The following is a 24,303-nucleotide window of genomic DNA, read 5'->3' as shown; positions in this document are numbered from 1 at the left end:
CTAGAGGGGTTCTGTCATGGCGTGCCGGTCGTGGGGAGCCAGACCCGCATCGGGCCCTGGCTGCGGTTGCCCCACAGGAAGTAGGGGACGGCGGTGAGCTGGAGCGGGGCGGCGCCGGTCGGGCGCCGGTCGGTGGTGTAGAGAGGGGCGTTCGTGACGTCGAGGGTCTTTCCGGACGCGGTGATCACCACGGGGTGGCTGTTGTCACCGGTGGCTTCGAGGGCGGCGGCGGTGGCTTGGAGCGGGGCGGCGGTGGCTTGGCGCGCTTGGAGCGGGGCGTCGGTGTCGAGGCGGACGTCCTCCAGCACCACGCCGTCGGGCAGGTCGTGCTGTTCCAGGCAGTAGACGAGCGGGCCGCGCGCCAGTGCGACGCAGCCGCGCACCGCGTCAACGCGCGGGTGCGGGCGCACCTGCCTGACAGGCATGCCCAGGTCCAGCACGACGCTCGTGCCCTCGCCCCACGCCCTGGACAGGCGGAGGTAGCCGGCGTCCACGGACGCGCGGGCGGGCTCGCCGTCGATCAGCACGCTGAAGGAGGAGCACCAGGACGGCACGCGCAGCGCCAGCGTCCACTGGTCGGGCGCGCTCACGGTGAGCTCCACCCGGCCCTGCCACGGATAGTCCGTACGCACCCGCACCGTGGCCGGGCCCGCCTCGATCGTCGCGGCGGCGTACAGGTGGAGCTGCAGGCCGGACGCGTCGCCGGTGGCCAGGTAGGCGGGCAGCGAGGCCATCAGGCGGGCGATGTTCGGCGGGCAGCAGGCGCACGAGTACCAGGGCAGGCGGTGGCCCGCCGACTCCTCGCCCGCGTTGGTGTGGCCGGTGCGCAGGTGCAGGGGGTTGGAGTAGAAGAAGTGCCTGCCGTCCTCGGAGACGGCCGCGGCGACGGCGTTGTGCAGCACGCGCTCCATCTCGTCGGCGTACCTGGCCTCGCCGGTGGCCAGCAGCAGGCGCCAGCTCACGTGGAAGGCGGCGATCGAGGCGCAGGTCTCGGCGTACGCGCGGTCGGCCGGCAGCTCGTACGGGTCGCCGTACGCCTCGTCGCGGTGGCGGGAGCCGTGGGCGCCGGTCACGTACGTCCTGGTGCCGACGGCGTCGTCCCACAACCGGCGGGACGCCGCCATCAGCGCCTCGTCGCCCGTCTCCACCGCGACATCCACCATGCCCGCCAGCAGGTAGAGCTGGCGCACCGAGTGACCGGTCACCTCTGTGGCCTCGCGCGGCGGCACGTGGTCCTGGTGGTAGCGCGGGCCGAAGCGGCCCTGCTCCAGCAGGCCGCGGCCGCGCAGGTGGAGGAAGCGCCTGGCCAGGTCGAGGTAGGGGCGGTGCGCGGTGAGCCGGTACAGCTCGGTAAGCGCCGTCTCGATCTCCGGGTGCCCGCACACCTCCTCCACCTGCGAGAACCGCTCGACCAGCAGGTCCGCGAAGCGCCTGGCCACCGCGACCAGCTCCGGGCAGGCGCCGGTGCGGCCCGCGGCCACGGCGGCCTGGATGAGGTGGCCGGCGCAGTAGAGCTCGTGGCTCCAGACCGGCTTGAGCCAGCGCTGGTCCGGCTCGGTGAGGGTGAAGTAGGAGTTGAGGTAGCCGTCGGGGTGCTGGGCGCGGGCGAGCAGCGCGACGGTGTCGTCGACGAACTTGCGCAGGCCAGGGTCGCCCGCGACGTCCTCCAGGCCCGGGTCCGCGTCGGTGGCGGCCAGGTCCCGCAGCCCCGGGCCTGCGCCGGGGGCGGCGAGCTCCCACAGGGCCGCCTCCAGGGTCTTGTACACGTCGGAGTCGGCGAACCACATGCCCGCGAACTCCTCGCCGGTCTCCCCGGCCGCGGCCCGCAGGTTGCCGAGGTTGCCGCTGCTCTCCAACCGTTCGACGCAGTGCGGCAGCGTCTGCCCGGCGTTGCGCCGCCGCCACTGCCCGAGCAGCCCGCCGTCGTCCAGCCGCACGTGGTCCAGCCCGAGCGGGTGCAGCGCGCCAGGGCCGGGGGTGGCCGGGCCGGCGGCACGGGTCGCCAAGGGGTTGCCTGAGGGTTTCGGCGCAGTCATCCAGCTCTCTCTTGGAAAGTTAGGAAAAGGTTTGCCTCAAGCTAGCAACGCCGGATTGCTGGAGTCAACGGGAGGTAGAGTGGCGATGGGCAAGGTGTTAGGAAAGCGGAGGAAAGTATGGGGAAATTGGAGCGTCACGCGACGATCGCCGACGTCGCGGCGCTCGCCGGGGTGTCGGTGGGCACGGCCTCCAAGGCGCTCAACGGGCGCGGGTCCCTGCGCGAGGAGACCCGCACCCGGGTCAGGGACGCCGCCAGGCAGCTCAACTTCGAGGTGAACGCCGGCGCCCGCAGCCTGCACTCGGGCCGCACGTACACCGTCGGCATGATCACCACGGACACCATCGGCCGGTTCAGCATCCCGGTGCTGATGGGCGCCGAGGACGCGCTGGGCGCGGGGCAGATGTCGGTGTTCCTGTGCGACGGGCGCGACGACCCGATCCGGGAGCAGTACCACGTCAAGACGCTGCTCAGCCGGCGCGTGGACGGCATCATCGTCACGGGCCGCCGCACCGAGGCGCGCGCGCCGATCGCCGCCCGCCTGCCCGTGCCCGTCGTCTACGCCTTCATCAGCTCGACCGACCCCGCCGACTGCTCCGTCGTGCCCGACGAGGAAGGCGGGGCGCGCAAGGCCGTGGAACACCTGCTCGCCATCGGCCGCACCCGCGTGGCGCACGTGACGGGGCCCGAGCACCACCACTCCGCCCGCGTGCGCTCGGCCGCCGCCGTCCAGCGGCTCACCGACGCGGGACTCGCCCTGGCGGGGCCGCCGCTGTTCGGCGCGTGGAGCGAGGCCTGGGGGCGGCAGGCCGTGGGGATGCTGCTGGCGGGCGGCACCTCGTTCGACGCCGTCTTCTGCGGCAGCGACCAGATCGCGCGCGGCGTCGCCGACGCGCTGCGGGCCGTCGGGCGGCGGGTGCCCGGCGAGGTGGCGTTGATCGGGTACGACAACTGGGACGTCATGGCCGAGGCCTGCCAGCCGCCGCTGACCAGCGTGGACATGAACCTGGAAGGGCTGGGCAGGACGGCCGCCGAGATGCTGCTCGCCGCCATCAACGGCACCCCTTCGCCGGGACGGCACGCCCGGCCGTGCCACCTCGTGGTCCGGGAGTCCACGACCGTCCCGCTGGTGCCCGACCTGTGACGACGCCCTCACCCGCACGGGCGAGGGCAGGGGGTCAGTCGCCCGGCCGGTACAGCAGCAACATCGCCGCGTCGTCCAGCAGCGGCCCGCCCGTGTGCTGCACCAGATCGGCCCGCAACGCGTCCAGCCCCGCCTGCGGCTCGTCCCGCCGCAACAACGACACCCGCTCCTCCAGCGGATAGAACTCCCCGCGCCCGTTGCGCGCCTCGATGACCCCGTCGGTGTAGAACAGGATCCGATCCCCGGCCCCGAACGGCACCCGATGCTCCTTGACCGCCGCCGGCTCCATCGCCCCCAGCCCCAGTGGCAGCCCCGGGTCGGGTGGTTCGGCGGCGTGGAGCGCGCCGTCGCGCAGGATGAGCAGGGGCGCCGGATGCCCGAAGTTGACCAGCGTCATCTCGGACTCGTGGATCTCGGCGATGATCGCGGTGACGAACTGCTCCCCGCCGAGGTGCCGGGCCAGGCTGGCCTCCAGCCGTTCGCCGATGTCGGCCAGGTCGGGCTGGTCGTAGGCGGCCTCCCTGAACGCCCCCAGCACCCACGCCGCCGTCTCCACCGCCGCCAGCCCCTTGCCCTGCACGTCGCCGATGAGCAGCCGGACGCCGCGCGGGGTCGTGACGATCTCGTACAGGTCGCCGCCGATCTGGGCCTCGGCCGCCGCGGAGGTGTACGACAGCGCCACCCGCAGGTCTCCCGCCCGCCGGGGCACGGGCCGCAGCAGGACGCGCTGCGCGGCCTCCGCGACCTGCCGGACGCTGGCCAGCTCGCGCTCACGCCGCAGGCGCAGGCGGCTGGCCAGCATGCTGGCCGCCGTCACGCCCACGATGCTGATGACCGTGAGGTTGTTCTCGAAGGTGAACAGCAGGTCGTTGTAGACGGCCATGGGCACGCAGAGCGCCAGCGCGACGGCGCCGACGGCGGCGGTGCGGCGCACGCCGCCCGACACGGACGCGAAGGCGGGGCCGAGGGTGAGCAGCGGCAGGAAGACGAGGTTCTCACCGGCCAGCAGGTCGGTGAGGGCGACCCCGAGCATGACGACGAAGGGCAGCCAGCGCAGGATTCGCAGTGACCTCATCCGACCCCCGAGTGAACATCATCCGACGTCCCAGCATCCCGCAGGAAACCCACCGTTCTCAACCCGTGAGGCCGGGCGTCCGGCTCTACGTGATTCCCCGAATACGCTTCGACGCCATATACAGGATATGCCGGACATTCGATGAAACGTGTTCGTGCCGGTACGCACCGTGAAATCCGCATGCCGTTTTTCTGGTCCTTCTCTCCGCTCGATATAGATAGATTCACTCTGACGGAAAGGAGTCAGCAACGTGGCATTGGCCGACGCCGGCATCCGGCGATTACTGGTGGATTCGGGGCAGCCCCGAGGATGGGTGTCCCCCAGAACTGACCTGGTGACGGCGCTGCTCGGGGTGTGGTTCGGGGTCGGGCTGATGATCGACGCCTGGGCACACACCAATCTGACGGAGCTGGAGACGTTCTTCACCCCGTGGCACGCGGTGTTCTACTCGGGGTTCGCGGTGGTCTCCGGCTGGATCCTCTGGCAGGTGTGGCGGAACGTGCGCGACGGCAGGCAGGGGCTGGCGGCCGTGCCCACGGGATATCTCGCCGGGCTGGTGGCCATCCCCGCGTTCGCCGCCTTCGGATTCGCCGACATGATGTGGCACACCATTCTGGGCATCGAAACGAGCCTCGACATTCTTTTCAGCCCCTCACATCTGGGGCTCATCGTGACGATGCTCCTCATCATCACCACACCGCTCCGCTCCGTGTGGAACGCCCCCGACGTGGGCGCCCGCCCGACACTCGGCCGGCTGCTGCCCGCGCTGATCGGGCTCGCGTTCGCCACCACCCTGGTGTCGCTCTTCCTCTCGTACGGCGACGCCATGCAGTACCGCTCCGCCCGCATCGTCGAGGCGTTCTCCTCCGTGGACGACCCGGGCGCCGACCGGCTCGCCCTGGCCATGGTCATCACCAACGTCGTCGTCCTCAGCCCCGTGCTGCTGCTGGCGCGCCGGTGGGTGCTGCCGTTCGGCTCGGTCACCGTCATGTACACGATCGCCGTGCTCATGCCGGGGGCCCAGACGGAGTTCCAGAACGTGCCGGTGCTGGTGTCGTTCGTCGTCGCCGGGCTCGTCAGCGACCTGCTGATCCGGTGGCTGCGGCCGTCGGGGGAGCGGCGTGGCGCCTACTGGGCGTTCGCCGGGCTGTCGGCGTTCGCCACCTGGACGCTCTACATCGGGATCTCGTCGGTCGCGGCTGGTGGGCTGCCCGCCGTGCCCGAGTTGTGGACCGGGGCGCCGGTCATCGCCGGGCTGATCGGGCTGGCGCTCGGGGCGCTGTTCCTGCCCAACGCGGTCGCCGCGACGGGCGCCATCGACGCCGGGCGGGCATGATCCATCGCACTCCACGGCTCGCCGCCGGCGCTCCAGGGCCCGCCGCCCGCACTCCACGGCTCGCCGCTTCGGCCCCAGAGCCCGCCGTGCGCACGCTGCGGCTCGCCGGGCGTGCTCCATGGGCCGCCGTGCGTAGGCTGCGGCTCGCCGGGCGTGCTCCATGGGCCGCCGTGCGTACGCTGCGGCTCGCCGGGCGCACTCCAGGGCCCGCCGTCCGTACGGTGTGGCTCGTCGGGCGTGCTCCAGGGCCCGTCCGTTCTTCGTGGCTTGCCGCCCGAGTGTTGCGGCCGGCCGCAGCTCTTGTGGTGGCGGCGGCCGGCGCGGTGCTCGGGCCGGCCGCCCCCGCCTCGGCGCACACCGTCACGGCGGGGGCGGATCTGCGGATCGCGCAGACCATCGCCGGGGCCGAGGTGACGGTGGTGATCAAGGGGACGTCCCGGGTGCCGGGGCCGCTGAGCGTCGGCGTCATCGCGTACCAGCCGGTCTCTGGCCTGCCCGTCAGCCTGCAGATCCGCTCGGTCGAGGACGGCCACTCGGTGACCGGTGCCGCCCAGGCGGCGGCCGATCCCGCGTACACACAGCTCAGGGTGGAACGGACGGGCCCGCACGAGCTGACGTTGCGTGCGGGGGACGAGACGGCGGTGATCCCGTTCCGCGTGCTGGTCGAACGCGAGTCGATGGGTGAGCTGCTCATCTACGGCGGCCTGTTCCTGGCCGCGATGCTGCTGGTCGGCGGCCTGCTCACCGGCGCGACCGCCCGTCCGGGCAGGGCGATGGCGCTGGCCGCCGGCGCCGCCGCCGGGGTGACGGTGGCCGCCATGGTGATCGTGTTCGAGCCCGGCCTCCCCGCCCCGCCGCCCGACGGCGCAGCTCCCACGTCCACTGCCGCGCAGGGGCGTCCGTACGTGCAGTCCCGGGTGGAGACGGTGCCCGCGCGGCCGGGGGCGGGGGAGGAGTTCACGTTGCGGGTGGATCTCATCGACGGCTCCACCGGGCGGCCCGTGGACGACCTCACCGCCCACCACGAGGCGCTCGCCCACGTGGTCGTGACCAGCCAGGACGGCCGCTACTTCCGCCACGTCCATCCTCTGCGCACCGCTCCCGGACGGCTGGAGGTCAGGCTGAGCGCCGACCGGCCCGGCCGCTACCTGGCGTACGTCGAGCTGGAACGGGAGGACTCCGGCGGGCAACTCCTCCCGGCACACTTCGAGGTCGCGGCAACCACCGCCACCTCACCGCCCGCCACCACGCCCGCCTCACCGCAGCCCGACGCGCCGCAGCCTGATGCGATCGCCACACCGCAGCCCGCCACGCCCGCCTCGCCGCATCCTGGTGCCACCGCCACGCCGAGCCTGCCACCCGCCACGTCTGCGACACCGCGCCTGCAGCCCGCCACCCCCATCGCGGGCCGCCCCACCACCATCGAGCTGGACACCCCGCCCGGTGTCCGCCCGTGGCTCGGCATGACCGGCCACCTGCTCCTCCGCGACGAGACCGGCGGCTTCTTCGGCCACGTCCACGAGATGGGCACCCCAGGATCGCGGGTGCGCTTCACCTTCACCTTCCCCGCCCCGGGCCGCTACCTCGCCTGGATCCAGTACGCCACCGCCGACCGCATAGTCACCGCCCCCTTCACCGTGGACGTGGCGGCGGCGGAGGCGCGCTGAAGCCGCTGGTGGTCAAGGGGTGGCGCGACCCCTTGGGCGTCATCTTTCTGTGCCCATACCGAGGGTTGACAGTGAGCCCGTCTGCCTTAATGATGATTCCTACTTGTATAGTAGGAATCGTAGGGAAGGGGAGATCGTGCGAGCGCTCATCCTGCTCGGGCTGGTCGGCCTCGCGGCCCAGCTTGTCGACGGCAGCCTAGGCATGGCCTACGGCGTCACGTCGACCACACTGCTGCTGGCCATCGGCACCAACGCGGCGGCCGCCTCCGCCACCGTCCATCTCGCCGAGATCGGCACCACGCTTGCCTCCGGCATCTCCCACTGGCGATTCGGCAACGTCGACTGGAAGGTCGTCGCGAAGATCGGCATCCCGGGAGCCGTCGGCGCCTTCGCCGGCGCGACGTTCCTGTCGAGCCTGTCCACCGAGATCGCAGCCCCGGTCATGTCGATCATCCTGCTGTCCCTCGGTGTCTACATCCTCATCCGCTTCACCGCGTTCGGCCTGCCGCGCGGCAACCTGGGCAAGCCGCTGCGCAGGCGCTTCCTCGCGCCGCTCGGCCTGCTGGCCGGCTTCGTGGACGCCACGGGCGGCGGCGGCTGGGGCCCGGTCGGCACCCCCGCCATCCTGGCCAGCGGACGCCTGGCCCCGCGCAAGGTGATCGGCTCCATCGACGCCAGCGAGTTCCTCGTCGCCATCGCCGCCAGCGTCGGCTTCTTCGTCGGCATCGGCTCGGAGAACATCAACTTCTCCTGGGTCGCCGTCCTGCTGCTCGGCGGCGTCATCGCCGCGCCGATCGCCGCCTGGCTCGTCCGGCACATCCCGCCCCGCATCCTCGGCTCGGCCGTGGGTGGCGTGATCGTGCTGACCAACGTGCGCACCCTGCTGCGCAGCGACTGGATCGACGCCTCCAGCGGCGTCCAGACCGTGGCCTACATCGTCATCGCCGTCATCTGGGTCGCCGCGATCGTCTACTCGGTGCGCGAGTACCGCCGCGACAAGGCCAACGAGTCGGTCGAGGCGGTGGAGAACGAGCTGCGCCAGCGTACGGGAACAGAGGAGGAAACGGCCTCCGCCTGAGCCGGCCCATGAGAATCTCCGCCCGCACCCAATACGCCCTGGGCGCCATGCTCGCCCTGGCCGTAGCCGACAGCCCGGTGCACGCTGAACACATCGCCGCCACGCAGGACATCCCCCGTCGCTTCTGCGACAACATCCTGCTCCAGCTGCGCCGGGCCGGCCTCATCCGCAGTCAGCGCGGTCCCGACGGCGGTTACTGGCTGGCGCGGCCGGCCGGGGAGATCGCGCTGGCCGACGTCATCCGCGTCACTGAGGGCGCAGAGCAGGCCCTGCGCCCCTTCTCCCCGGCCGCCGCGCCGCTCGCCGAGATCTGGGACCGGCTGCGCAGCCACGAGAACGCGCTGCTCAGCGAGATCACCCTCGCCGACGTCGTCACCTCCCGCGACAGCTCCAACGGCCTGGCCGGGCACGACGCCCCGTAGGGGGTGGCAAGCTGGGGCGATGGCCTTCGGGGTACGCGAGTTCGAGCTGACGCTGATGCACCGCATGCGCGACGTGAACGCCGAGAAGGTCGAGGAGACGCTCGACCGGATCGGCGCCACCCGCGCCGAGCTGCGCGAGGCCCACGCCCACTGGACACGGCTTACCCACGCGCCGAGGGCGCCCAAGGGGGCCGGCGCGCTGCGGAGGGCGCTGGGCCCGCCGCCGCACCGCGGCCACAGGCCTGCCGGAAGTCTCACCTGCGATGTGCTGCGCTGGACGTTGCCGACCTGGCCGGGGCTGGCCTACGAGGCGCTGGTCGGGCCCGGTGGCGAGCTGTGGAACCAGTGGTTCGTCCGCCCGTCCGGCCCGGTCGCGACCGATTTCGCCGGGCTGGCGCCCTGGGCCTGCGTGGTGGCGGACGTCGTCGCGAGCTTTCCCGGCGCCGTGCAGATCGACGGGCCCGCTCCGCAGCACTGGACGGTCGACTTCTGCCACGGCGGCTCTTCGCATCGCGCCCGGTTCGTGTACGGGCTGCTCCAGCGGCTCGATCCGGCGCCCTGACGGCGGGGCCCAGGTCCTCACGCGGGTGTGAAGGATCGTGAGGACCTGGGCGGCGACCGGGCACCGTCGGCGGAAGGTGCCCGGTCATCCAGAACACCGCGATCGACCCGGCATCCCGGCCAAGAGGAGCCGCGCCGACCTGGCATCCCGGTCAAGGAGAGCCGTGCCGACCCGGCGTCCGGGTCAGCGGGGGCCGGGGCGACTCGGCGTCCCGGTCAGCGAGGGCCGCGGCGCCCCGGCGTCTCCGTCAGCGGGGGCTCTTGACCGCGAGCAGTGCGTTGTACGCGGGCTTGGGCGCCAGGTTCTCGTCCAGCAGGCACGCCGCCCCCTCCCCGTCGAACCAGCCGGGCACCCACGAGTGCCGGTCGGTGTAGCCCCAGACGGTCATCTCGCGGCAGGCCCTGACGCTGAGGCAGTCGGTCATGGCCCGGCTGTAGTACGTGGCCTGGGTGGCCAGCTTCTCGGGCGTCACCGGCAGCTCCATCCGCACGTCCAGCTCGGTGATCGCGACCTCCAGGCCGAGGCCGGCGAAGCGGCGCATGACGTTCGCCCAGTCGCCGGGGTAGTCGTACTGGATGCCGAGGTGGCCCTGGAAGCCGATGCCGTGGATGGGCACGCCCTGCGCCTGGAGCTCCTTGACCAGGGAGAACGTGGTCTCGATCTTGGGGGCGTTCCACTCGAGGTTGTAGTCGTTGATGAACAGCTTGGCGTGCGGGTCGGCGCGGTGCGCCCAGCGGAAGGCGTCGGCGATGTAGCCGGGGCCGAGGTGCTGCAGCCAGATGGTCTGCCGCATCGTGCCGTCCTCCTCCACGACCTCGTTGACCACGTCCCAGGCGCGGATCTTGCCCTTGTAGCGGCGCACCTGCGTGGTGATGTGGTCGCGCAGGATGTCGCGCAGCTCGGCGTCGTCGATCGAGCCGTCCGCGACGCCCGCGGTGAGCCAGGCGGGGAGCTGGTTGTGCCAGACGAGGGTGTGGCCGCGTACCTGCTGGCGGTTGCGGCGCGCGCTCTCGACCAGCGTGTCGGCGTCGTCCCAGGTGTAGACGCCGCGCTCCGGCTCCACCGACTCCCACTTCATCGCGTTCTCCGCGGTGACGTGGTTGAACTCGCGGTTGAGCGTCTTGCGGTAGTCGGACTCGGCGCGCAGCGCGGCGATGTCGACCGCTGAGCCGATCTTGATGCCGGTCTGCTGGGAGAGCTGGCGTAAGTCGCGCGGCGGGCGCGGGTGGGCGGCTGCTGCGGGGAGCGGGGCGGCGAGGACGAGCGCGAGGGCGATGATCAAGGGTTTCACCGATGACCTCCGGTGCCGTGGGGATGGCTTGGGCGCGGCGACACGACTTCCGAAAGTTTCGGAATTGTGTCGATAGTTTCACCGACTGCCGGAACCGTAAGCGCTCGCGGACGCCACGTCAACACCCCGCCGCCCGCCTCACGTCTCGCGCGTTCGGCTCACTCCGCGTGCCGCCGCCCGCCCGCCTCAGGCCGCGTGCGCCCGCAGGCCCGCCTTGCGCCAGACCTTGAACAGGCGCCGGGCCGAGCCGCCCACGGGCCCGGCCGCCTCGTACAGCACCTTGCGCGAGACCGGCCGGGCCGTCTGCACGGCCGTGACGGCGGAGTCCGCGGAGGTGATCGTGTGCGAGCAGACGCTCAGCAGGTAGTCCGGGATCTGCAGCGCCGGGTCCGTGCAGCCCACCAGCGGCACCCCCACTGCGGCGACCAGCGGGAAGACCGTGCCGGGGATGCCGATCGCGGCCTCGGCGCGGGCCGACGCCTGCACGGAGGCGACGGTGCTGATCTCGTACTTCTCCCAGAGCGTGCGGTCCTCGCGCGGGTGCAGGCCGACCAGGATGTGCCTGCCCGCCGCCGCCAGCCGCTCGGCCGCGGCCAGCAGCAGCTCGGTGCCCGGGGCCGAGCCGCCCGTCTGGCTGGACTTGGTGACGCTGGTCAGCACCAGGACGGTGCCCGCCTCGGGTGCGTACGCGGGCAGGTCGTCGGTCTGCGGCGAGCCCACCACCTCGATCGGACGGCGCACGCCCAGGTAGTCGTCGAACACCTTCGCCTCCGCCGGCGACGAAGCCGTGATCGCGCGCAGCCGTCCCCTGAACTCCTTGGCCCTCGGCGCCTCCACCGGCAACTGGTAGGCCAGCGAACTCGCCACCAGCGGCACCCGGCGCAGCCGCGCCGCGCAGTCGGCGGGCCAGTCGCCCGCGCCCGTCACCACGAGCAGGTCGGCGTCGGTGACCTCGTCGAGCAGCGCGACCGGCACCGGATCGCCCGGCTTGACGCCCGTGCGGTCGGGCACGAGCTGCGTCAACTCCCAGCCCAGCCGCCGCGCCTCGGGCAGCAGCGGCGCCGCGTGGTAGGTGCCCCACGGCTCGTTCGTGGCGATGAACACGCGCGGCGCCCTGCGGCCCGTGGCGTGTGCGGGGGAGCCGCCGAGCACGGTGAGGCCCGCGCCCGCGAGCGCGCCGGCGAGCAGGGACCGTCGGGAAACAGTGTCAAAAGTCATGAAGAGGCAATTTATGGGATGGTTCGGGCTGGGTTGTGAACGTAGATCGTCCTCCAGGCGAACGGGACCGTCTACCGCTCAGCGGGGGCGCGCGTCCCGAACGGCGCCTGGTACGCCCACTGCCAGGCCAGCTCCAGCGGCCCCCGCTCGAACCGCCGCAGCCACAGCGACGACAGCGCCATGAACAGCACGCAGATCCCGCCCCACGCCACCGGCACCCACCAGGGCCGCAGCGCGTCGAACCGGGTGGCCAGGCCGAGGCCCCAGCCGTAGCAGAGCACGCTCGCGGCCACGTTCTGGAACACGTAGCAGGACAGCGCCGTGCGGCCGACGCCGGACAGGCCCCTGCGCAGCACGCCCGGCGCGCCCTTCATGCCGTGCACGATCGAGGTGACCAGCGCCAGCAGGCCCAGCGCGACGAGCGGCGCCAGCAGGTAGCGGTCCACCATGAACCAGGCGGGGCCCGCGAACGAGGTGACCAGGTTCAGCGGCACGCCGAGGCCGAGGCCGATCACCATCAGCCTGCCGCGCAGCCGCGCGCCGCGCTCCTCGAACACGCCGGCCCGCAGCAGGCGGGCGCCGAGCAGGAACAGCACGACGCCCAGCGGCACGATGAAGATCAGCTCGGCGCGGAACACCAGAAGGTTGTCGAGGCGGAGCCGCACCTGGTCGAGCCAGCCCTGCGGGTACGCGACCGCCGCCGTCCCGCCGGGCGGGAGCGCCAGCAGGGCCAGCGTGGCCAGGCCCACCAGCGCCACGAGCAGCGCGCCCGCCCCCGCCATCCAGGCCGTGACGACCCGGTCGCTCCGCCCGATCAGGTACGCCACGATCATGGACGTGACCGCGTACCCCATCAGCACGTCGAACTCGAAGACCAGGACGAAGTGCAGCGCCCCCTCGGCGAGCAGCAGCGCCGCCCGCCACAGGTAGCGGCCCGGCCACGGGACGCCCCTGCGCGCCGCGCTGCGATACTGCAGCTCCAGCCCGACGCCGAACAGCAGCGTGAGCAGCCCGAGGAACTTGCCGTTGGACAGGAACCGCAGGAACGTCTCCACCACGCCGGGGTCGCCGCCGAAGCTCAGCGGGGCCAGCGGGCCCGCGGGGTCGGTGAAGATCCAGATGTTGGTGCCCAGCGTGCCGAGGATGGCCACGCCGCGCAGCACGTCCAGGGCGTCGATGCGTCTGTCCACACCTTCCAGGGTGCTGGCGCGCGGGCCGCTCCCCGTCATCCCGGGGAGCGAAATCGCCGGTACATCGATGGATGTACGGGCCGAGACCGAAGTCGCGGAGGAGCCGCCGTGAGCGCGTACTACGAGGCGCCCGACTACTACGAGCCCGCGCCCGGCGACCCGCCCGCGGTGTTCCTGGCCGGCGGGATCACCGGGGTGGCGGACTGGCAGCGGGAGGCGGCGCGGGCGCTCGGGCGGGCCGGCGCGGTCGTGCTCAACCCGCGCCGCCGTGACTTCCCGATCGGGGACCCGGGGGAGACGCCCGTGCAGATCGCCTGGGAGCACCACCACCTGCACCTGCCTGAGGTGCTGACCATGTTCTGGTTCCCGCCGGGGGACAGCACGCAGCCGATCGCGCTGCTGGAGCTGGGGGCGGCGCTGGACAACCCGGCGCGGCGGATCGTGGTGGGGGCCGATCCCGGGTATCCGCGGGTGGCGGACGTGCGGTGGCAGGCGCGGCTGGCCCGGCCGGGCGAGGTCGTGCACGCCACCCTCGGCGACACCCTGACCGCCGTCCGCGCCCTGATCGCGGCGGAAAGCGGCCCGTCCTGAACGCGGTCCGTCCTGAACGCGGCCGGGACGGGAGGCTGGGTGGCGGGCCGAGTAGCGGGTGGGTGGCGGGCGGCACTGAGTCGGTGATGCCATGGCCGCCCGCCGGGGAGGTCACGCCTGGACGCCGGACTCCTTGGCGGCCCGGTCGATGGCGGCCAGCTCGTCCTCGGTGAAGTCGAGCCGGTCCACGGCCGCCACGTTCGCCTCGAGCTGCTCAGGGCTGGAGGCGCCCACGAGCACGGAGGTGATCCGCGGGTCCCGCAGCGCCCACGCCAGCGCGAGCTGCGCGACCGTCTGCCCGCGCGAGTCCGCCAGCTCGGCCAGCGACCGCACGAACGACAGCACCTCGGGCGTCACCCGGTCGGGCGTCAGGAACCGGCCTTCGGCCGCCCGCGAGTCGGCCGGGATGCCGTTCAGGTAGCGGTCGGTCAGCAGGCCCTGCGCCAGCGGCGAGTACACCACGCAGCCGACGCCCTCCTCCTCCAGCACGCCCAGCAGCGACTCCTCGATGCCCCGGTTCAGCAGCGAGTACGACGGCTGGTGCACCAGCAGCGGGGTGCCGAGGGAGCGCAGCAGGCGGGCGGCCTGCGCGGTGCGCTCGGGGGAGAAGTTCGAGACGCCGACGTAGAGGGCGCGGCCGGTGCGGACCATGTGGTCCAGTGTGGCGACCTGCTCCTCCAGCGGCGTCTCCTCGTCGTCGCGGTGCAGGTAGAAGATGTCCACGTAGTCGAGGCCGAGCCGGGTCAGCGAGCGGTCGAGGGTGGCCAGCAGGTGCTTGCGGGAGCCGCCCACCCCGTACGGGCCGTCCCACATGGGGTTGAAGCCCTTGGTGGTGACCACGACCTCGTCGCGCAGCGACCGCGGGAGGAGCCTGCCGAAGGCGGCCTCGGCGGCGCCGATGGGCGGGCCGTAGCGGTCGGCGAGGTCGAAGTGCGTGATGCCGAGGTCGAAGGCCTTGTGCAGGATGGCGCGCTGGGTCTCCAGCGGCTTGCCCTCGCCGAAGTTGTGCCAGAGGCCGAGCGACACGGCGGGCAGGAGCAGTCCGCTGCGGCCGCACCTTCTGTACGGCTGGCGTTCGTAGTCCAAAGGTGACCTTCCGGAAAGATCGTGATGAAACGTTTTACGGATCCCAGTTAAGCACTCCCCGGGTTTCAAGAGGGTTCCAAGTGACGTCCAAGGCCGATTGAGGATCGTGGTCCCTTCACAAGCAGAGAAAGGGACCCCCTGAGATGAGAAGGACAGCGTTGCTGCTGGGCGCCGCACTGCTCAGCGGTCTGCTGGCCAACCCGCCGCACGCCACAGCCGCCACCACAGCCGCCACCACAGGCGCTTCCGCCGCCGTGCCGGTCGTCAAGGTCGCGCAGGTGAAGGCGAGCCCCGCCAAGCAGTCCGGCGGCTGCCCCACCACCGTCGGCTTCTCGGCCGTGGTGGCCGCCAAGGGCACGGGCACCGTCCGCTACCGCTGGGTGCGCGGCGACGGCAGCAGGAGCGCCGTCAAGGGCGTGCGCGTGAGCGGCACGCGCAAGGTGGTCGTGCGGGACCGCCAGACCTTCGACCGCACCACCTCCGGCTGGCAGGCGGTCGAGATCCTGGGCAGGAAGGGCCTGTCGGCCAAGGCCAGATTCAGCGTCACCTGCCGGGGCCCGGTCACGGTCTGGGACGACCGGCACCACCTGCCCGCCCGGCCGGGCAAGCCGCTGGTCGCCGCCGCGTCCGTGACGGCCGACCCGCCCTCCTACGGCGGCGCGTGCCCTGCCACGGTCCGCTTCACCGGCACGATCCAGGTGTCGCGCACCCCCGCCGAGGTGGACTTCCAGTGGATCGACAGCGCCACGGGGGAGGGGCCGGCGCAGTCGCTGTACTTCGCCGCGGGCGGGCCGCGCAGCCGCCAGGTCGTGCTCCCGATGGGGGTGGGCAGCTCCACCAGCGGCTGGAAGGCGATCCGGCTGCTGACGGCGGGCCATGACTCGGGCCGGGCGGCGTACCAGGTCACCTGTAAGACCACCCCGCCGACGAGCCCGCCGCCCACGACGCCCACGCCGACCCCCACCCAGACCCCGACCCCGCCCCCGGCGCAGAAGCCGGTGCCGAGCATCACGGCCCTGACCCCCGGCGACTACGCGGGCGAATGCCTCGAACCGGTCGCCTACCAGGCCACCGGCCGCGTCGCGCTCCCTGCGGGCCCCGCCGCGAAGGTCACGTACTGGTGGATCCTGGACGGCAACAAGTGGCAGCAGCAGGTGCTCGACTTCGCCGCCTCCGACCAGCCCCGCGCCCAGGACGTCACCGCGACCTGGTCACTGGAGCGGACCGGCGCCGGCAGCCACACGCTCGGCCTGATGACCGAGGGCGGCCCGGCGGAGCCGGTGACGCGCGACTTCCGCTTCACCTGCACCGACCAGCCCGGCGACGCCAAGCTGACCTTCCACTACCTGCTGACGCCCGTCTTCCACGGCGTCTGCGACAGCTCGTACGGCCTGCGCGCCGACGGCCTGGTGACCACCGACCGCGAGGCCGAGGTCAAGTACCGCCTGGTCATCGACGGCAAGCCCGGCCCCCTCAGGAGCGAGACCCTCAGGCCCGGCGTCAAGAGCAAGATCGGCGACTTCTGGTACGGCTCCGCCCGCACCAGCGGCGCGGGCGTCGTCCGCCTGGAGGTGCTCAACCACAACAAGCCGTTCATGCAGGAGGCCTACACCTGGACCTGCAAGGACAGGACCCCGGGCACCGTGGAGATCACCGAGCTGTGGCCGGTCGCCTATCACGGTGACTGCGTGGACGCCCCGTACGTCACCGCGCACGGCGCGTTCGCCGCGGCCCCCGGCACGGAGATCACCTTCCGCTGGGTGACGGACGGCAACCCCACCGCGCCGGTGACGCTCAAGGTCGGCCAGAGCGGCATCCTGGAGGTCCAGGCGGCCAACTGGGACCGTCCCGAGCGCAAGGACGGCACGGTCGTCCTGGAGGTGCTCAACCACGACAAGCCGTCCATGCGGGCGGTCTACCCGGTGACCTGCCGGTAGCGAACAGGAGGGGTGGCGGCGCGGGCCGCCACTCTTCCCCCGGCCGCCGCGCGGGCACACAGTGAGGAGGACCGCGCGGCACCGGGAGTGTGGGATGAGTGATGCTTCGATGACCCGGTTCTACCGGGATCACGGCTACCTGCTGGTCAGAGGGTTGCTCGGCAAGGACGAGGCCCGCGGCTACCGCGAGGAGTGCCACGCGGTGCTGTCGCGGTTACGCCCGTACGACCCCACGTGGGGCAGCGCCAGACGGCTGGCGGGCGGCGCGACCGAGCTGCGGCACTGCCACGACGCGCAGTTCCACTCGGCCGCGTTCGCCAGGCTCATCCTCGACCCCCGCTTCACCGACGTGGCGGCGGCTCTGATCGGGTCGCCGAACGTCCAGCTCCACCACACCAAGATCTTCGTCAAGCCGGCAGGGAAGGGCTCCCCGTTCCCCCTGCACCAGGACGCCGCGCACTTCCCCCACACCCGCCACACGGTCGCCGCGGCCGTCTTCCACTTCGACGACGCCCCCGAGGAGAAGGGCTGCGTGCGGGTCGTGCCGGGCAGCCACAAGCACGGGCCGCTGCCGCACGTCGAGGAGGGCGGCTGGCACCTGCCGCCGGAGCGGTGGCCGCTGGAGGACGCGGTGCCGGTCGAGGCGGAGGTGGGCGACGTGCTGTTCCTCAGCTACCTGACCGTGCACGGCTCCGGCGTCAACCGGTCGGGCGAGGCCCGCACGACGCTGCTCGTCCAGTTCCGCGACCCCGAGGACCGGCCCGCCGACGACGTGCACCACTCGCGCGGGCAGGGCATGATGCTGCGCGGCTTCGACCCGCTGGCCGAGCGGTGAGGGCCCCGTTCATGGGCGGGCCCGCGCTCGCGGTGGCGCTCGCGGTGCTGGCCCTCAGCGGCTGCACGCCCGCTCCGGTGCTGCCCGAGCCGCAGGTGGACGGCGTGCGCATCGTCGAGCAGCAGCGCGCGGGCGAGCGCGGGCGGGCGCTCACCGTGTCCTCCCGCGCCCTCGGCCGCCGCACGCCGGTACGCGTGCTGCTCCCGCGCGGCTGGACCCCGGGCTCCGGGCCGTGGCCGGTGCTCTACCTGCTGCACGGCTGCTGCGGCGCAGGCCACCTCGGCTGGGTGGACGAGGGCGGCGCCGAGCGCCTCACCGACACGCTGCCCGCCATCGTGGTGGTGCCGGAGGGCGGCCGGGTCGGCTTCTACTCCGACTGGGTACGCGGCCCGCGCTGGGAGACCTTCCACATCGAGGAGCTGATCCCGCTCATCGAGGCCGAGTTCGGGGCGGGCCCCGACCGGGCGGTGGCCGGGCTGTCGATGGGCGGGCTGGGCGCCATGGTGTACGCCGCCCGCCACCCCGGCCTGTTCCGCGCCGCCGCGTCCTTCTCCGGCGTGCTCGACACCACCGGCGACCGCTCCGGCGTGCGGCGGCTGCTCAGCGAGAACGGCGAGGACACCACCGCCCTGTGGGGCGAGCCGGACGGCCGGGCGTGGGACGCGCACAACCCCGCCCGCCTCGCGGGGAGGCTGGGCGGGGTGCCGCTCTACGTCTCCTGCGGCAACGGCGACCCGGGGCCGCTGGACCCGCCGGGCGCGACGGGCGACTTCGAGGGCGCGCTGCTGCGGCAGGCGACGGTGTTCGCCGAGCGGGCGCGGGCGGCCGGCGCGGAGATCACCACCGACTTCTACGGGGCGGGCACGCACACCTGGCCCTACTGGGAGCGGGCGCTGGAACGAGCCCTGCCCATGTTGCGCGCCGCCATCGGCGCGTGATCACTTCCAGGTGGCGTTGATCGTCGCGGCCGAGGAGCCGGTCGTGTAGGCGCGGTTGGCGCCGCTCTCCCACGTGACGTTCCCCGAGCCGTCCTTCTTGATGAACTTGTACTCGAAGGACGTGCTCGCGGGCAGCGTCACCGTGGCGCTCCACACCGGGTACGCGGCGGAGGAGAGCGGGACGGCCTCGGCCGGGTTCCAGCTCTTCAGCTCGCCGATCGAGCCCACCAGGAAGACGTTCGTGCCCCAGGTCGTGGTGGCGTTGACGTTGAACGTGACCGGCACCTGGGCGGGCGGCGTGGTCGTGCCACCGGCGACGATCGCGACCGCGCCCTTGGCGGGCACGGTGACCGTCGCCTGGCCGCCGCCGTTGACGGTGACCGTGCCGGAGCCGGCGACGTTCGCGTACGTGCCCGCGGGCAGCCCCGTCGGGAACGTGCCCGCGTGCGAGCCGGTGCCGTTGTTGATCGCGATCCAGCCCCTGGTCCCGCGGCTGAAGGCGATCACGTTGCCGTTCGGGGCGCTCCAGTTGGCGACCGCCGTGCCTCTGACGGCGTTGTGGAAGCCGACCATGCCGGTGATCGCCGGGTCGCGGTGCAGGCACTCCCAGCCGCTGCCGCACACCGCGTCGCGGACGAACCCGTTCGTGTGCGGCGGGCCCGCCTCCCTGTCGCTCCAGGTGAAGCCGTCGTACACCTGCGGCGTGCCGTAGTTCCAGGCGAGCTGGAAGACGGTGGCCAGCCGGTACGCCGCCCCGTCCTTGTAGCTGAGCGCGCCGGTGCCGCGCTCGGTGTCGTGGTTGGCGACGAACGTGACGGACCGGCCCGACGGCTGCATGCCGCCCCAGCTCTCGCCGAACGTGCGCAGGTCGGAGATGTTGCCGTAGAACTTCTCGCGCAGGTAGCGGCCGTACTGGAACTCCAGCACGTCGCCGATCCCGGTGTACTGGCCCGGCTGGACGGCCTCGCCGGACCCGTAGATGACCTCCTGGTAGATGTACGGCGAGCCGCTCAGCCTGCCGTAGATGTTGCCCAGGTCGGCCGGGCTGGTGTGCTTGGCCGCGTCCACGCGGAAGCCGTCCACGCCCAGGCCGATCAGCTTGTTGAGGTAGCCGGCGATGGCGCCGCGGACGTACTCCTCCTCGGTCTCCAGGTCGGACAGGCCCACCAGCTCGCAGTTCTGCACGTTGCGGGCGCTGCCGGTGTAGTCGCCGTCGTGGATGAGGTTGTCGGTGTTGCCGCAGTCCTCGGAGTAGTAGTGGAAGTCGGCGGGCGAGTAGAGGCCCGGGTAGGTGTACTTGCCGAAGCTCGCGCCGCCGTAGCTGGTGCTGCCCTGGCCGGTCATGTGGTTGATGACCGCGTCCGCGTAGACCCTGACGCCCGCGGCGTGGCAGGCCCGCACCATCGCCGCGAACTGGCTCTCGTTGCCGAACTTGCTGGTCAGGGTGTAGCCGGCGGGCTGGTAGACGTCCCACCAGACGGCGCCGCCCCTGGTGAGGGAGTCCTGGGGAGGCGAGACCTGGACGCCGCCGTAGCCGGCCGGGCCGAGGTGGTCGGTGCACTCCCTGGCCACCGAGTTCCAGTTCCAGCTCCACAGGTTGGCGATCACGTCCCTGTCGCCGGGAGGGGCGGCTTGCGCTGTGCCGGTGCCCGCGAGAACGGCCGCCATGGTGAACAGGGCGGCGATGCCTGCCTTCAGTCGCTTCATGGTGCACTCTCTTGGAGTTTCGGGGGGATTGCCCGGAAGTTACCTAGCGCCGTCAGGCATTGCAAGGACTTTGCGGAAAGTTTCTGCAAGCATGCAATCATCCGGCGATCGTGACCATTCCGTTATCTCGCAACGGGTATCGGCGCGCCTCCTCCGCTCTCGTAGGCCACAGAGGGAAGAACGGAGACGGCGCATGACCATCGACTACATCCCCGAAGGCGCCAAGCCGGGCGACGGCGAGAGGTTCGGGCCGCCCTGGCGAGGCATCGACCTCCCCAGGGAGATCCTGGACCGGCACGGAGCCAAGGTGCTCGACCCGTGGGCCGTCGGCCTGGACGACGGCGAGACCAGGCCCGACTCGACGGTCTACCGCGCGGACGTGCTCCTCGTACCCGCGCACCTGCTCGCCAGCCGCGACGACACCGACTGGATCAACGCGGCGCTAGGCGGCGTCGGGCTGCGACTGTCGGAGGAGAGCGTCGAACGCGCCCGCCGCAGAGAGCCCGTCCGCGAGATGACCTGGGAGCCGGCCGTCCTGACCGTCGCCGAAGGGCAGCGCGACGTCAAGGCCGACGCCTGGCCCGCCCTCCGGGCCCTGCGCAGAGCCCTGCGCGAGGAGCCCGACGTCCTCACCGACAGGGAGGGCATCGAGAAGATCTCGCTGGACCACCTCTTCGTCGGCTCCGCCACCAGCGGCATCGGCTCGCTCAACCTCGGCGGCGAGCCCGCCACCAGCGGCCACGCCGTCATCGAGGAGCCCGGCGGCGGCAGCCGGCCCGGCTACGGCCGCATCCCCGTCACCGTCGTGGCGGGCCCGCCGCCCCGGCGCTCGCCCGACGAGCTCGGCGGGCCCAGGATCACCGTCGTCACCCTCGACACCGGGGTGGCCGACCACCCCTGGTTCAAGCCCGTGACCGACCCCGACGCGTTCCTCACCGTCGATCCCGACGGGCAGCAGCTCATCCAGGACAGCCACCCCGCCTACCAGGGCCGCGACATCGCCAGGCTCGTCGGCCACCAGGACCTCGGCCACCTGCCCAACCCGCTCATCGGCACCCTCAACTCGCACACCGGCCACGGCCTCATGCTGGCCGGCCTCATCGCGCAGATCGCGCCCGACGCCCGCGTCCTGATGTACAAGGTCATGCACAGCGACGGCGTCGTCCCCGGCGAGGCCGTGCACGCCGCCCTCGACCGCCTGCTGTGGCTGCTCGACCAGGGACAGGCCGTGGACGTGCTGTGCTGCTCCTTCGGCGGGTTCGCCGAGACCGGCGACGCGGCCATGCAGGCGCTGTTCGACAAGGTCAACCAGCTACGGGCGCGCGGCGTCATCGTCGTCAACGCCGCCGGCAACTACGCCACCACCCGGCCCTTCTACCTGGCCGCCCTCTCCGAGACCGCCGTCCAGGGGCCGCCGCTCGCGCCCATGCTCGGCGTCGCCGCCAAGAACCCCGACGGGACGATCGCGATCTTCAGCAACGAGCATCCCGCCGTACGGTGGCGGGCGCCTGGCGCCATGGTCGTCAGCACCTTCCCGCCCCAGTACCGCGGCGCCCAGAACGCCATGCTCAGCGTCGGCGAGCGCGCCTCGCTCGACGCCGACGCCGTGGGCGCGCACTGCGCCTGGAGCGGCACCTCGTTCGCCGCACCCATCATCGCCGGCGTCATCGCCGCCGAGCTGACCAAGACCATCGGACAGGTGGGCGTCAACCCGGTCGAACGGGCCAGGACCGTCATCGACACCATGATCAACGACAAGGTCGCGCGGCCGGAAATCGTAGCGATCTGATGACCGGCGACCCCGCACTCGAACGTGCGCCCACCGCCCGCGCCCAGCGCCGCGACCGCCTCGCCGCGCTGCTCGTCGAGGCGCGCCAAGGCAACAGCGACGCGCTCGACGCCATCGTCGCCGAGCTCACCCCCGTGCTCTGGCACACCGCCCGCAACCAGGGCCTGAGCCAGCAGGCCGCCGAGGACGTCATCCAGACCACCTGGCTCACGCTCCTGCGGCACCTGCACGCCATCTCCGTGCCTGGCGCGCTCATCGAATGGCTCGTCACCACCACCCGCCGCGAGGCCTGGCGGGTCAGCCGCGTCTCCCGCAAGGACGACCTGCCCGGCGACGACACGTTCGACGAACTGCCCGACAGCGTCCTCACCCCCGACGAGCTGCTCGTGGACGACGAGCGGCGCCGCGCCCTCTGGCACGCCGTCGAGAGCCTGCCCAGGCGGTGCGCCGAGCTGCTCAGGATCATCGCCTTCGTGCCCCGCCCCCACTACGACGCGGTGGCCGCCGCACTCGACATGCCGCTGGGCAGCATCGGGCCCACGCGCGGCCGGTGCTTCGCGAAGCTCCGCCTCCTGCTCGCGAAGGACCCGGATTGGAGTTCCTGATGAACACGGCCCAGGGGGACCACCCCCACATCACCCCCGAGGACCAGCACCTCGCCGAGGAGATCGCCGGCGTCTACCGCGTCGTGGATCCCGTGCCCGCGACCCTCGTCGAACGCCTCCAGTTCGCTCTCGCCCTCGAACGCGCCCTCGAATCACCCGAGTTCGAGGTGCTGCGACCGCAGGAGGAGGACCTGCTGCCCGCCGGCGTACGCGGCGGCGAGGACAGCCGGACGATCACCTTCGACAGCGAGATCCTCACCATCATGATCAGCGTCAGCGCGCGCGACGAGCACGCCGTCCGCGTGGACGGCTGGCTCGCCCCGCCCGGCGACCACCTCGTCGAGCTGCGCTGCGGCGAGGGCGCCCACGTCGTCAGGGCCGACGACCAAGGGCGGTTCGTGCTCGACGTGGTGCCGCGCGGGCTGTCGCAACTCGTGGTGCGCCAGGGGCTGGATGAACCGGGACTTGATGATCCTGCGCAGGCGACGATACTGGCGGTGACACCCTCACTCATCCTCTGAGAACCGCGAGGCCGGATGCGCGACAGCGGGCGGGCGGACCCGCTCCGCGAACAAGCGGAGCGGCTGCACAGGCTCAGCGTCGAGGCGACCGACAACGGCCGCCCGGCCCTTGCCGCCCGCCGGCTCCGCCAGGCCCTCGACCTGCTCGCCTGGAACAGCGGTCGTGATGACGGTGAAGATGACGGGCTGGTGGCGCGCCTGCTGATCAGCCTCGCGCACGCCGAAGCCGAGCAGGGCCGCTCCGAGCTCGGGATGGAGCTCCTCGACGAGGCCCAGCGCCGCGCCCCCGCCGGGGAGCTGGCCATCGTCCACGCCCAGCGCGGCCTCATGCACCTGCGCATGGGCTCCAGCACCCAGGCCCTGCGCGAGCTGGACATCGCCGCCCCCCTGCTCCTCGACGGCGACCGCGTCGAGCTGGCCAGAGTGCTCCTCAACCGCTCCGTCATCCACCTCACCACCGGACGCATCCGCCAGGCCAGGGACGACGCCCGCAGAAGCGCCCACCTCGCCCACACCCACGACCACCCCGTCATCGCCGCCAAGGCCCTGCACAACGACGGCTACTGCGACCTGCTGCTCGGCGACGTGCCGGCCGCGCTGCGCGTGTTCGCCCGGGTGGAGCGGCTCTACCAGGACGTCAACCCGGGCTTCCTGCCCGTCCTCGCCCTCGACAGGGCCCGCGCCCTGCTCGCCGTCGGCCTCACCGACGAGGCCGGCCACACCCTCGACCAGGCCATCGACGGCTTCCGCAGGCAACGCCTCATGCAGGACTACGCCGAGGCCGAGCTGGCCAGAGCCCAGTGCGCGCTCGACGCCGGGCGGCACGACGAGGCCCGCGACTGGGCCAGGCGGGCCGAGACGCACTTCCGCCGGCGGGGGAGCGCGGCCTGGGCGCGGCGGGCCGAGCTCATGCGGCTGCGCTCCGACCTGGCCCGGGGCGCGGCGCCCCGGACGGTGGCGCGGCGGGCGTGGGAGCTGGCTGCCCGCTTCGCCGAGCTCGACATGCCGGACGACGCGGAGATGGCCCGCTTGGTGTCGGTCCGCGCCCTCATCGCCGCCGGGGACGCCACCGCCGCCGCCACCGCCGCCGCGGCCACCACCGCCACCACCGCCACCGCCCCACCCCTACCCCCACCACCCGCCCAGCCCCCGCCCACCTCCGCGCCTCCCGCGTCCGCCGCGCCGCCCACCTCCGCGCCGCCCGCGCAGGCCGCGCCGCCCGCGCAGGCCGTGCCGCCCGCGCAGGCCGTGCCGCCCGCGCAGGCCGTGCCGCCCG

The 24,303-nt window shown here is 72.6% G+C and carries 21 protein-coding genes; 14 read left to right on the top strand and 7 right to left on the bottom strand.

Annotated elements, in window-relative coordinates:
• Positions 1-14: 14 nt before the first annotated feature.
• Entirely contained in the window at positions 15-2,036 is a 2,022-nt protein-coding gene (locus tag ABD331_RS22425; protein WP_344477819.1) for a glycoside hydrolase family 127 protein, read from the bottom strand.
• 117 nt (positions 2,037-2,153) lie between these two features.
• Between ABD331_RS22425 and ABD331_RS22420 the strand changes: the two genes are divergently transcribed.
• Complete coding sequence (locus ABD331_RS22420) at positions 2,154-3,179, top strand: LacI family DNA-binding transcriptional regulator (RefSeq protein ID WP_344477817.1); 1,026 nt, start codon at positions 2,154-2,156, stop codon at positions 3,177-3,179.
• Positions 3,180-3,213: 34 nt separating this feature from the next.
• Here ABD331_RS22420 and ABD331_RS22415 read toward each other — a convergent pair whose 3' ends face one another.
• Positions 3,214-4,254: a PP2C family protein-serine/threonine phosphatase gene (locus ABD331_RS22415; protein WP_344477815.1), complete on the bottom strand. Its 1,041-nt coding sequence runs from the start codon at positions 4,252-4,254 to the stop codon at positions 3,214-3,216.
• A 313-nt stretch (positions 4,255-4,567) separates the two neighbouring features.
• Between ABD331_RS22415 and ABD331_RS22410 the strand changes: the two genes are divergently transcribed.
• The 5 genes from ABD331_RS22410 to ABD331_RS22390 all read left to right on the top strand — a co-directional run bounded on the left by ABD331_RS22410 (position 4,568) and on the right by ABD331_RS22390 (position 9,319).
• Positions 4,568-5,590 (top strand): hypothetical protein, encoded by a 1,023-nt coding sequence (locus tag ABD331_RS22410; protein ID WP_344477814.1) that lies wholly within the window; start codon positions 4,568-4,570, stop codon positions 5,588-5,590.
• Positions 5,587-7,257 carry a hypothetical protein gene (locus ABD331_RS22405; RefSeq protein ID WP_344477812.1) on the top strand — a complete coding sequence of 557 codons (1,671 nt, stop codon included), beginning with the start codon at positions 5,587-5,589 and terminating at the stop codon, positions 7,255-7,257. The genes ABD331_RS22410 and ABD331_RS22405 overlap by 4 nt, the downstream gene beginning before the upstream one ends.
• A 136-nt stretch (positions 7,258-7,393) precedes the next feature.
• On the top strand, positions 7,394-8,335 hold the full coding sequence (locus ABD331_RS22400) for a sulfite exporter TauE/SafE family protein (protein ID WP_344477810.1): 942 nt from the start codon (positions 7,394-7,396) through the stop codon (positions 8,333-8,335).
• An 8-nt stretch (positions 8,336-8,343) separates the two neighbouring features.
• Positions 8,344-8,757, top strand: coding sequence for an RrF2 family transcriptional regulator (locus tag ABD331_RS22395; RefSeq protein WP_344477808.1), 414 nt, complete (start codon positions 8,344-8,346; stop codon positions 8,755-8,757).
• A 19-nt stretch (positions 8,758-8,776) separates the two neighbouring features.
• Positions 8,777-9,319, top strand: coding sequence for a hypothetical protein (locus ABD331_RS22390; protein ID WP_344477806.1), 543 nt, complete (start codon positions 8,777-8,779; stop codon positions 9,317-9,319).
• A gap of 247 nt (positions 9,320-9,566) precedes the next feature.
• On the opposite strand, the gene ABD331_RS22385 is transcribed toward ABD331_RS22390, so the two are convergent.
• The 3 genes from ABD331_RS22385 to ABD331_RS22375 all read right to left on the bottom strand — a co-directional run bounded on the left by ABD331_RS22385 (position 9,567) and on the right by ABD331_RS22375 (position 13,018).
• Positions 9,567-10,610 (bottom strand): endo-1,4-beta-xylanase, encoded by a 1,044-nt coding sequence (locus ABD331_RS22385; protein WP_344477804.1) that lies wholly within the window; start codon positions 10,608-10,610, stop codon positions 9,567-9,569.
• Between the two features lie 186 nt (positions 10,611-10,796).
• Positions 10,797-11,828, bottom strand: coding sequence for a hypothetical protein (locus ABD331_RS22380; protein WP_344477802.1), 1,032 nt, complete (start codon positions 11,826-11,828; stop codon positions 10,797-10,799).
• A gap of 71 nt (positions 11,829-11,899) precedes the next feature.
• Entirely contained in the window at positions 11,900-13,018 is a 1,119-nt protein-coding gene (locus ABD331_RS22375) for a DUF418 domain-containing protein (RefSeq protein ID WP_344477800.1), read from the bottom strand.
• Between the two features lie 108 nt (positions 13,019-13,126).
• Between ABD331_RS22375 and ABD331_RS22370 the strand changes: the two genes are divergently transcribed.
• Positions 13,127-13,609, top strand: a complete 483-nt coding sequence (locus ABD331_RS22370) for a nucleoside 2-deoxyribosyltransferase domain-containing protein (RefSeq protein WP_344477798.1) — start codon at positions 13,127-13,129, stop codon at positions 13,607-13,609.
• 111 nt (positions 13,610-13,720) lie between these two features.
• On the opposite strand, the gene ABD331_RS22365 is transcribed toward ABD331_RS22370, so the two are convergent.
• The gene (locus ABD331_RS22365) at positions 13,721-14,695 is read right to left on the bottom strand and encodes an aldo/keto reductase (protein ID WP_344477796.1); all 975 of its coding nucleotides are present in this window, start codon (positions 14,693-14,695) and stop codon (positions 13,721-13,723) included.
• Positions 14,696-14,838: 143 nt separating this feature from the next.
• Between ABD331_RS22365 and ABD331_RS22360 the strand changes: the two genes are divergently transcribed.
• From ABD331_RS22360 to ABD331_RS22350, 3 genes are all read left to right on the top strand, one after another.
• Positions 14,839-16,632, top strand: coding sequence for a hypothetical protein (locus tag ABD331_RS22360; RefSeq protein ID WP_344477794.1), 1,794 nt, complete (start codon positions 14,839-14,841; stop codon positions 16,630-16,632).
• 94 nt (positions 16,633-16,726) lie between these two features.
• On the top strand, positions 16,727-17,467 hold the full coding sequence (locus tag ABD331_RS22355) for a phytanoyl-CoA dioxygenase family protein (RefSeq protein ID WP_344477792.1): 741 nt from the start codon (positions 16,727-16,729) through the stop codon (positions 17,465-17,467).
• Positions 17,468-17,478: 11 nt separating this feature from the next.
• Positions 17,479-18,405: an alpha/beta hydrolase gene (locus ABD331_RS22350; protein ID WP_344477790.1), complete on the top strand. Its 927-nt coding sequence runs from the start codon at positions 17,479-17,481 to the stop codon at positions 18,403-18,405.
• On the opposite strand, the gene ABD331_RS22345 is transcribed toward ABD331_RS22350, so the two are convergent.
• The gene (locus tag ABD331_RS22345; protein WP_344477787.1) at positions 18,406-20,112 is read right to left on the bottom strand and encodes a carbohydrate-binding module family 20 domain-containing protein; all 1,707 of its coding nucleotides are present in this window, start codon (positions 20,110-20,112) and stop codon (positions 18,406-18,408) included.
• 193 nt (positions 20,113-20,305) lie between these two features.
• Between ABD331_RS22345 and ABD331_RS22340 the strand changes: the two genes are divergently transcribed.
• The 4 genes from ABD331_RS22340 to ABD331_RS22325 form a co-directional block, all read left to right on the top strand.
• On the top strand, positions 20,306-21,901 hold the full coding sequence (locus tag ABD331_RS22340) for a S8 family peptidase (protein ID WP_344477785.1): 1,596 nt from the start codon (positions 20,306-20,308) through the stop codon (positions 21,899-21,901).
• Positions 21,901-22,506, top strand: a complete 606-nt coding sequence (locus ABD331_RS22335; RefSeq protein WP_344477783.1) for an RNA polymerase sigma factor — start codon at positions 21,901-21,903, stop codon at positions 22,504-22,506. The genes ABD331_RS22340 and ABD331_RS22335 overlap by 1 nt, the downstream gene beginning before the upstream one ends.
• Positions 22,506-23,027, top strand: a complete 522-nt coding sequence (locus ABD331_RS22330) for a hypothetical protein (protein ID WP_344477781.1) — start codon at positions 22,506-22,508, stop codon at positions 23,025-23,027. The genes ABD331_RS22335 and ABD331_RS22330 overlap by 1 nt, the downstream gene beginning before the upstream one ends.
• Positions 23,028-23,042: 15 nt before the next feature.
• Positions 23,043-24,303 (top strand): tetratricopeptide repeat protein (locus tag ABD331_RS22325; protein ID WP_344477779.1); only part of this gene is annotated, 1,261 nt, incomplete at its 3' end.

This window comes from Nonomuraea monospora (genome assembly GCF_039531895.1).
In the GTDB taxonomy this organism is placed as follows: Bacteria; Actinomycetota; Actinomycetes; order Streptosporangiales; family Streptosporangiaceae; genus Nonomuraea; species Nonomuraea monospora.
This window is presented reverse-complemented; position numbering and strand designations above follow the sequence as displayed.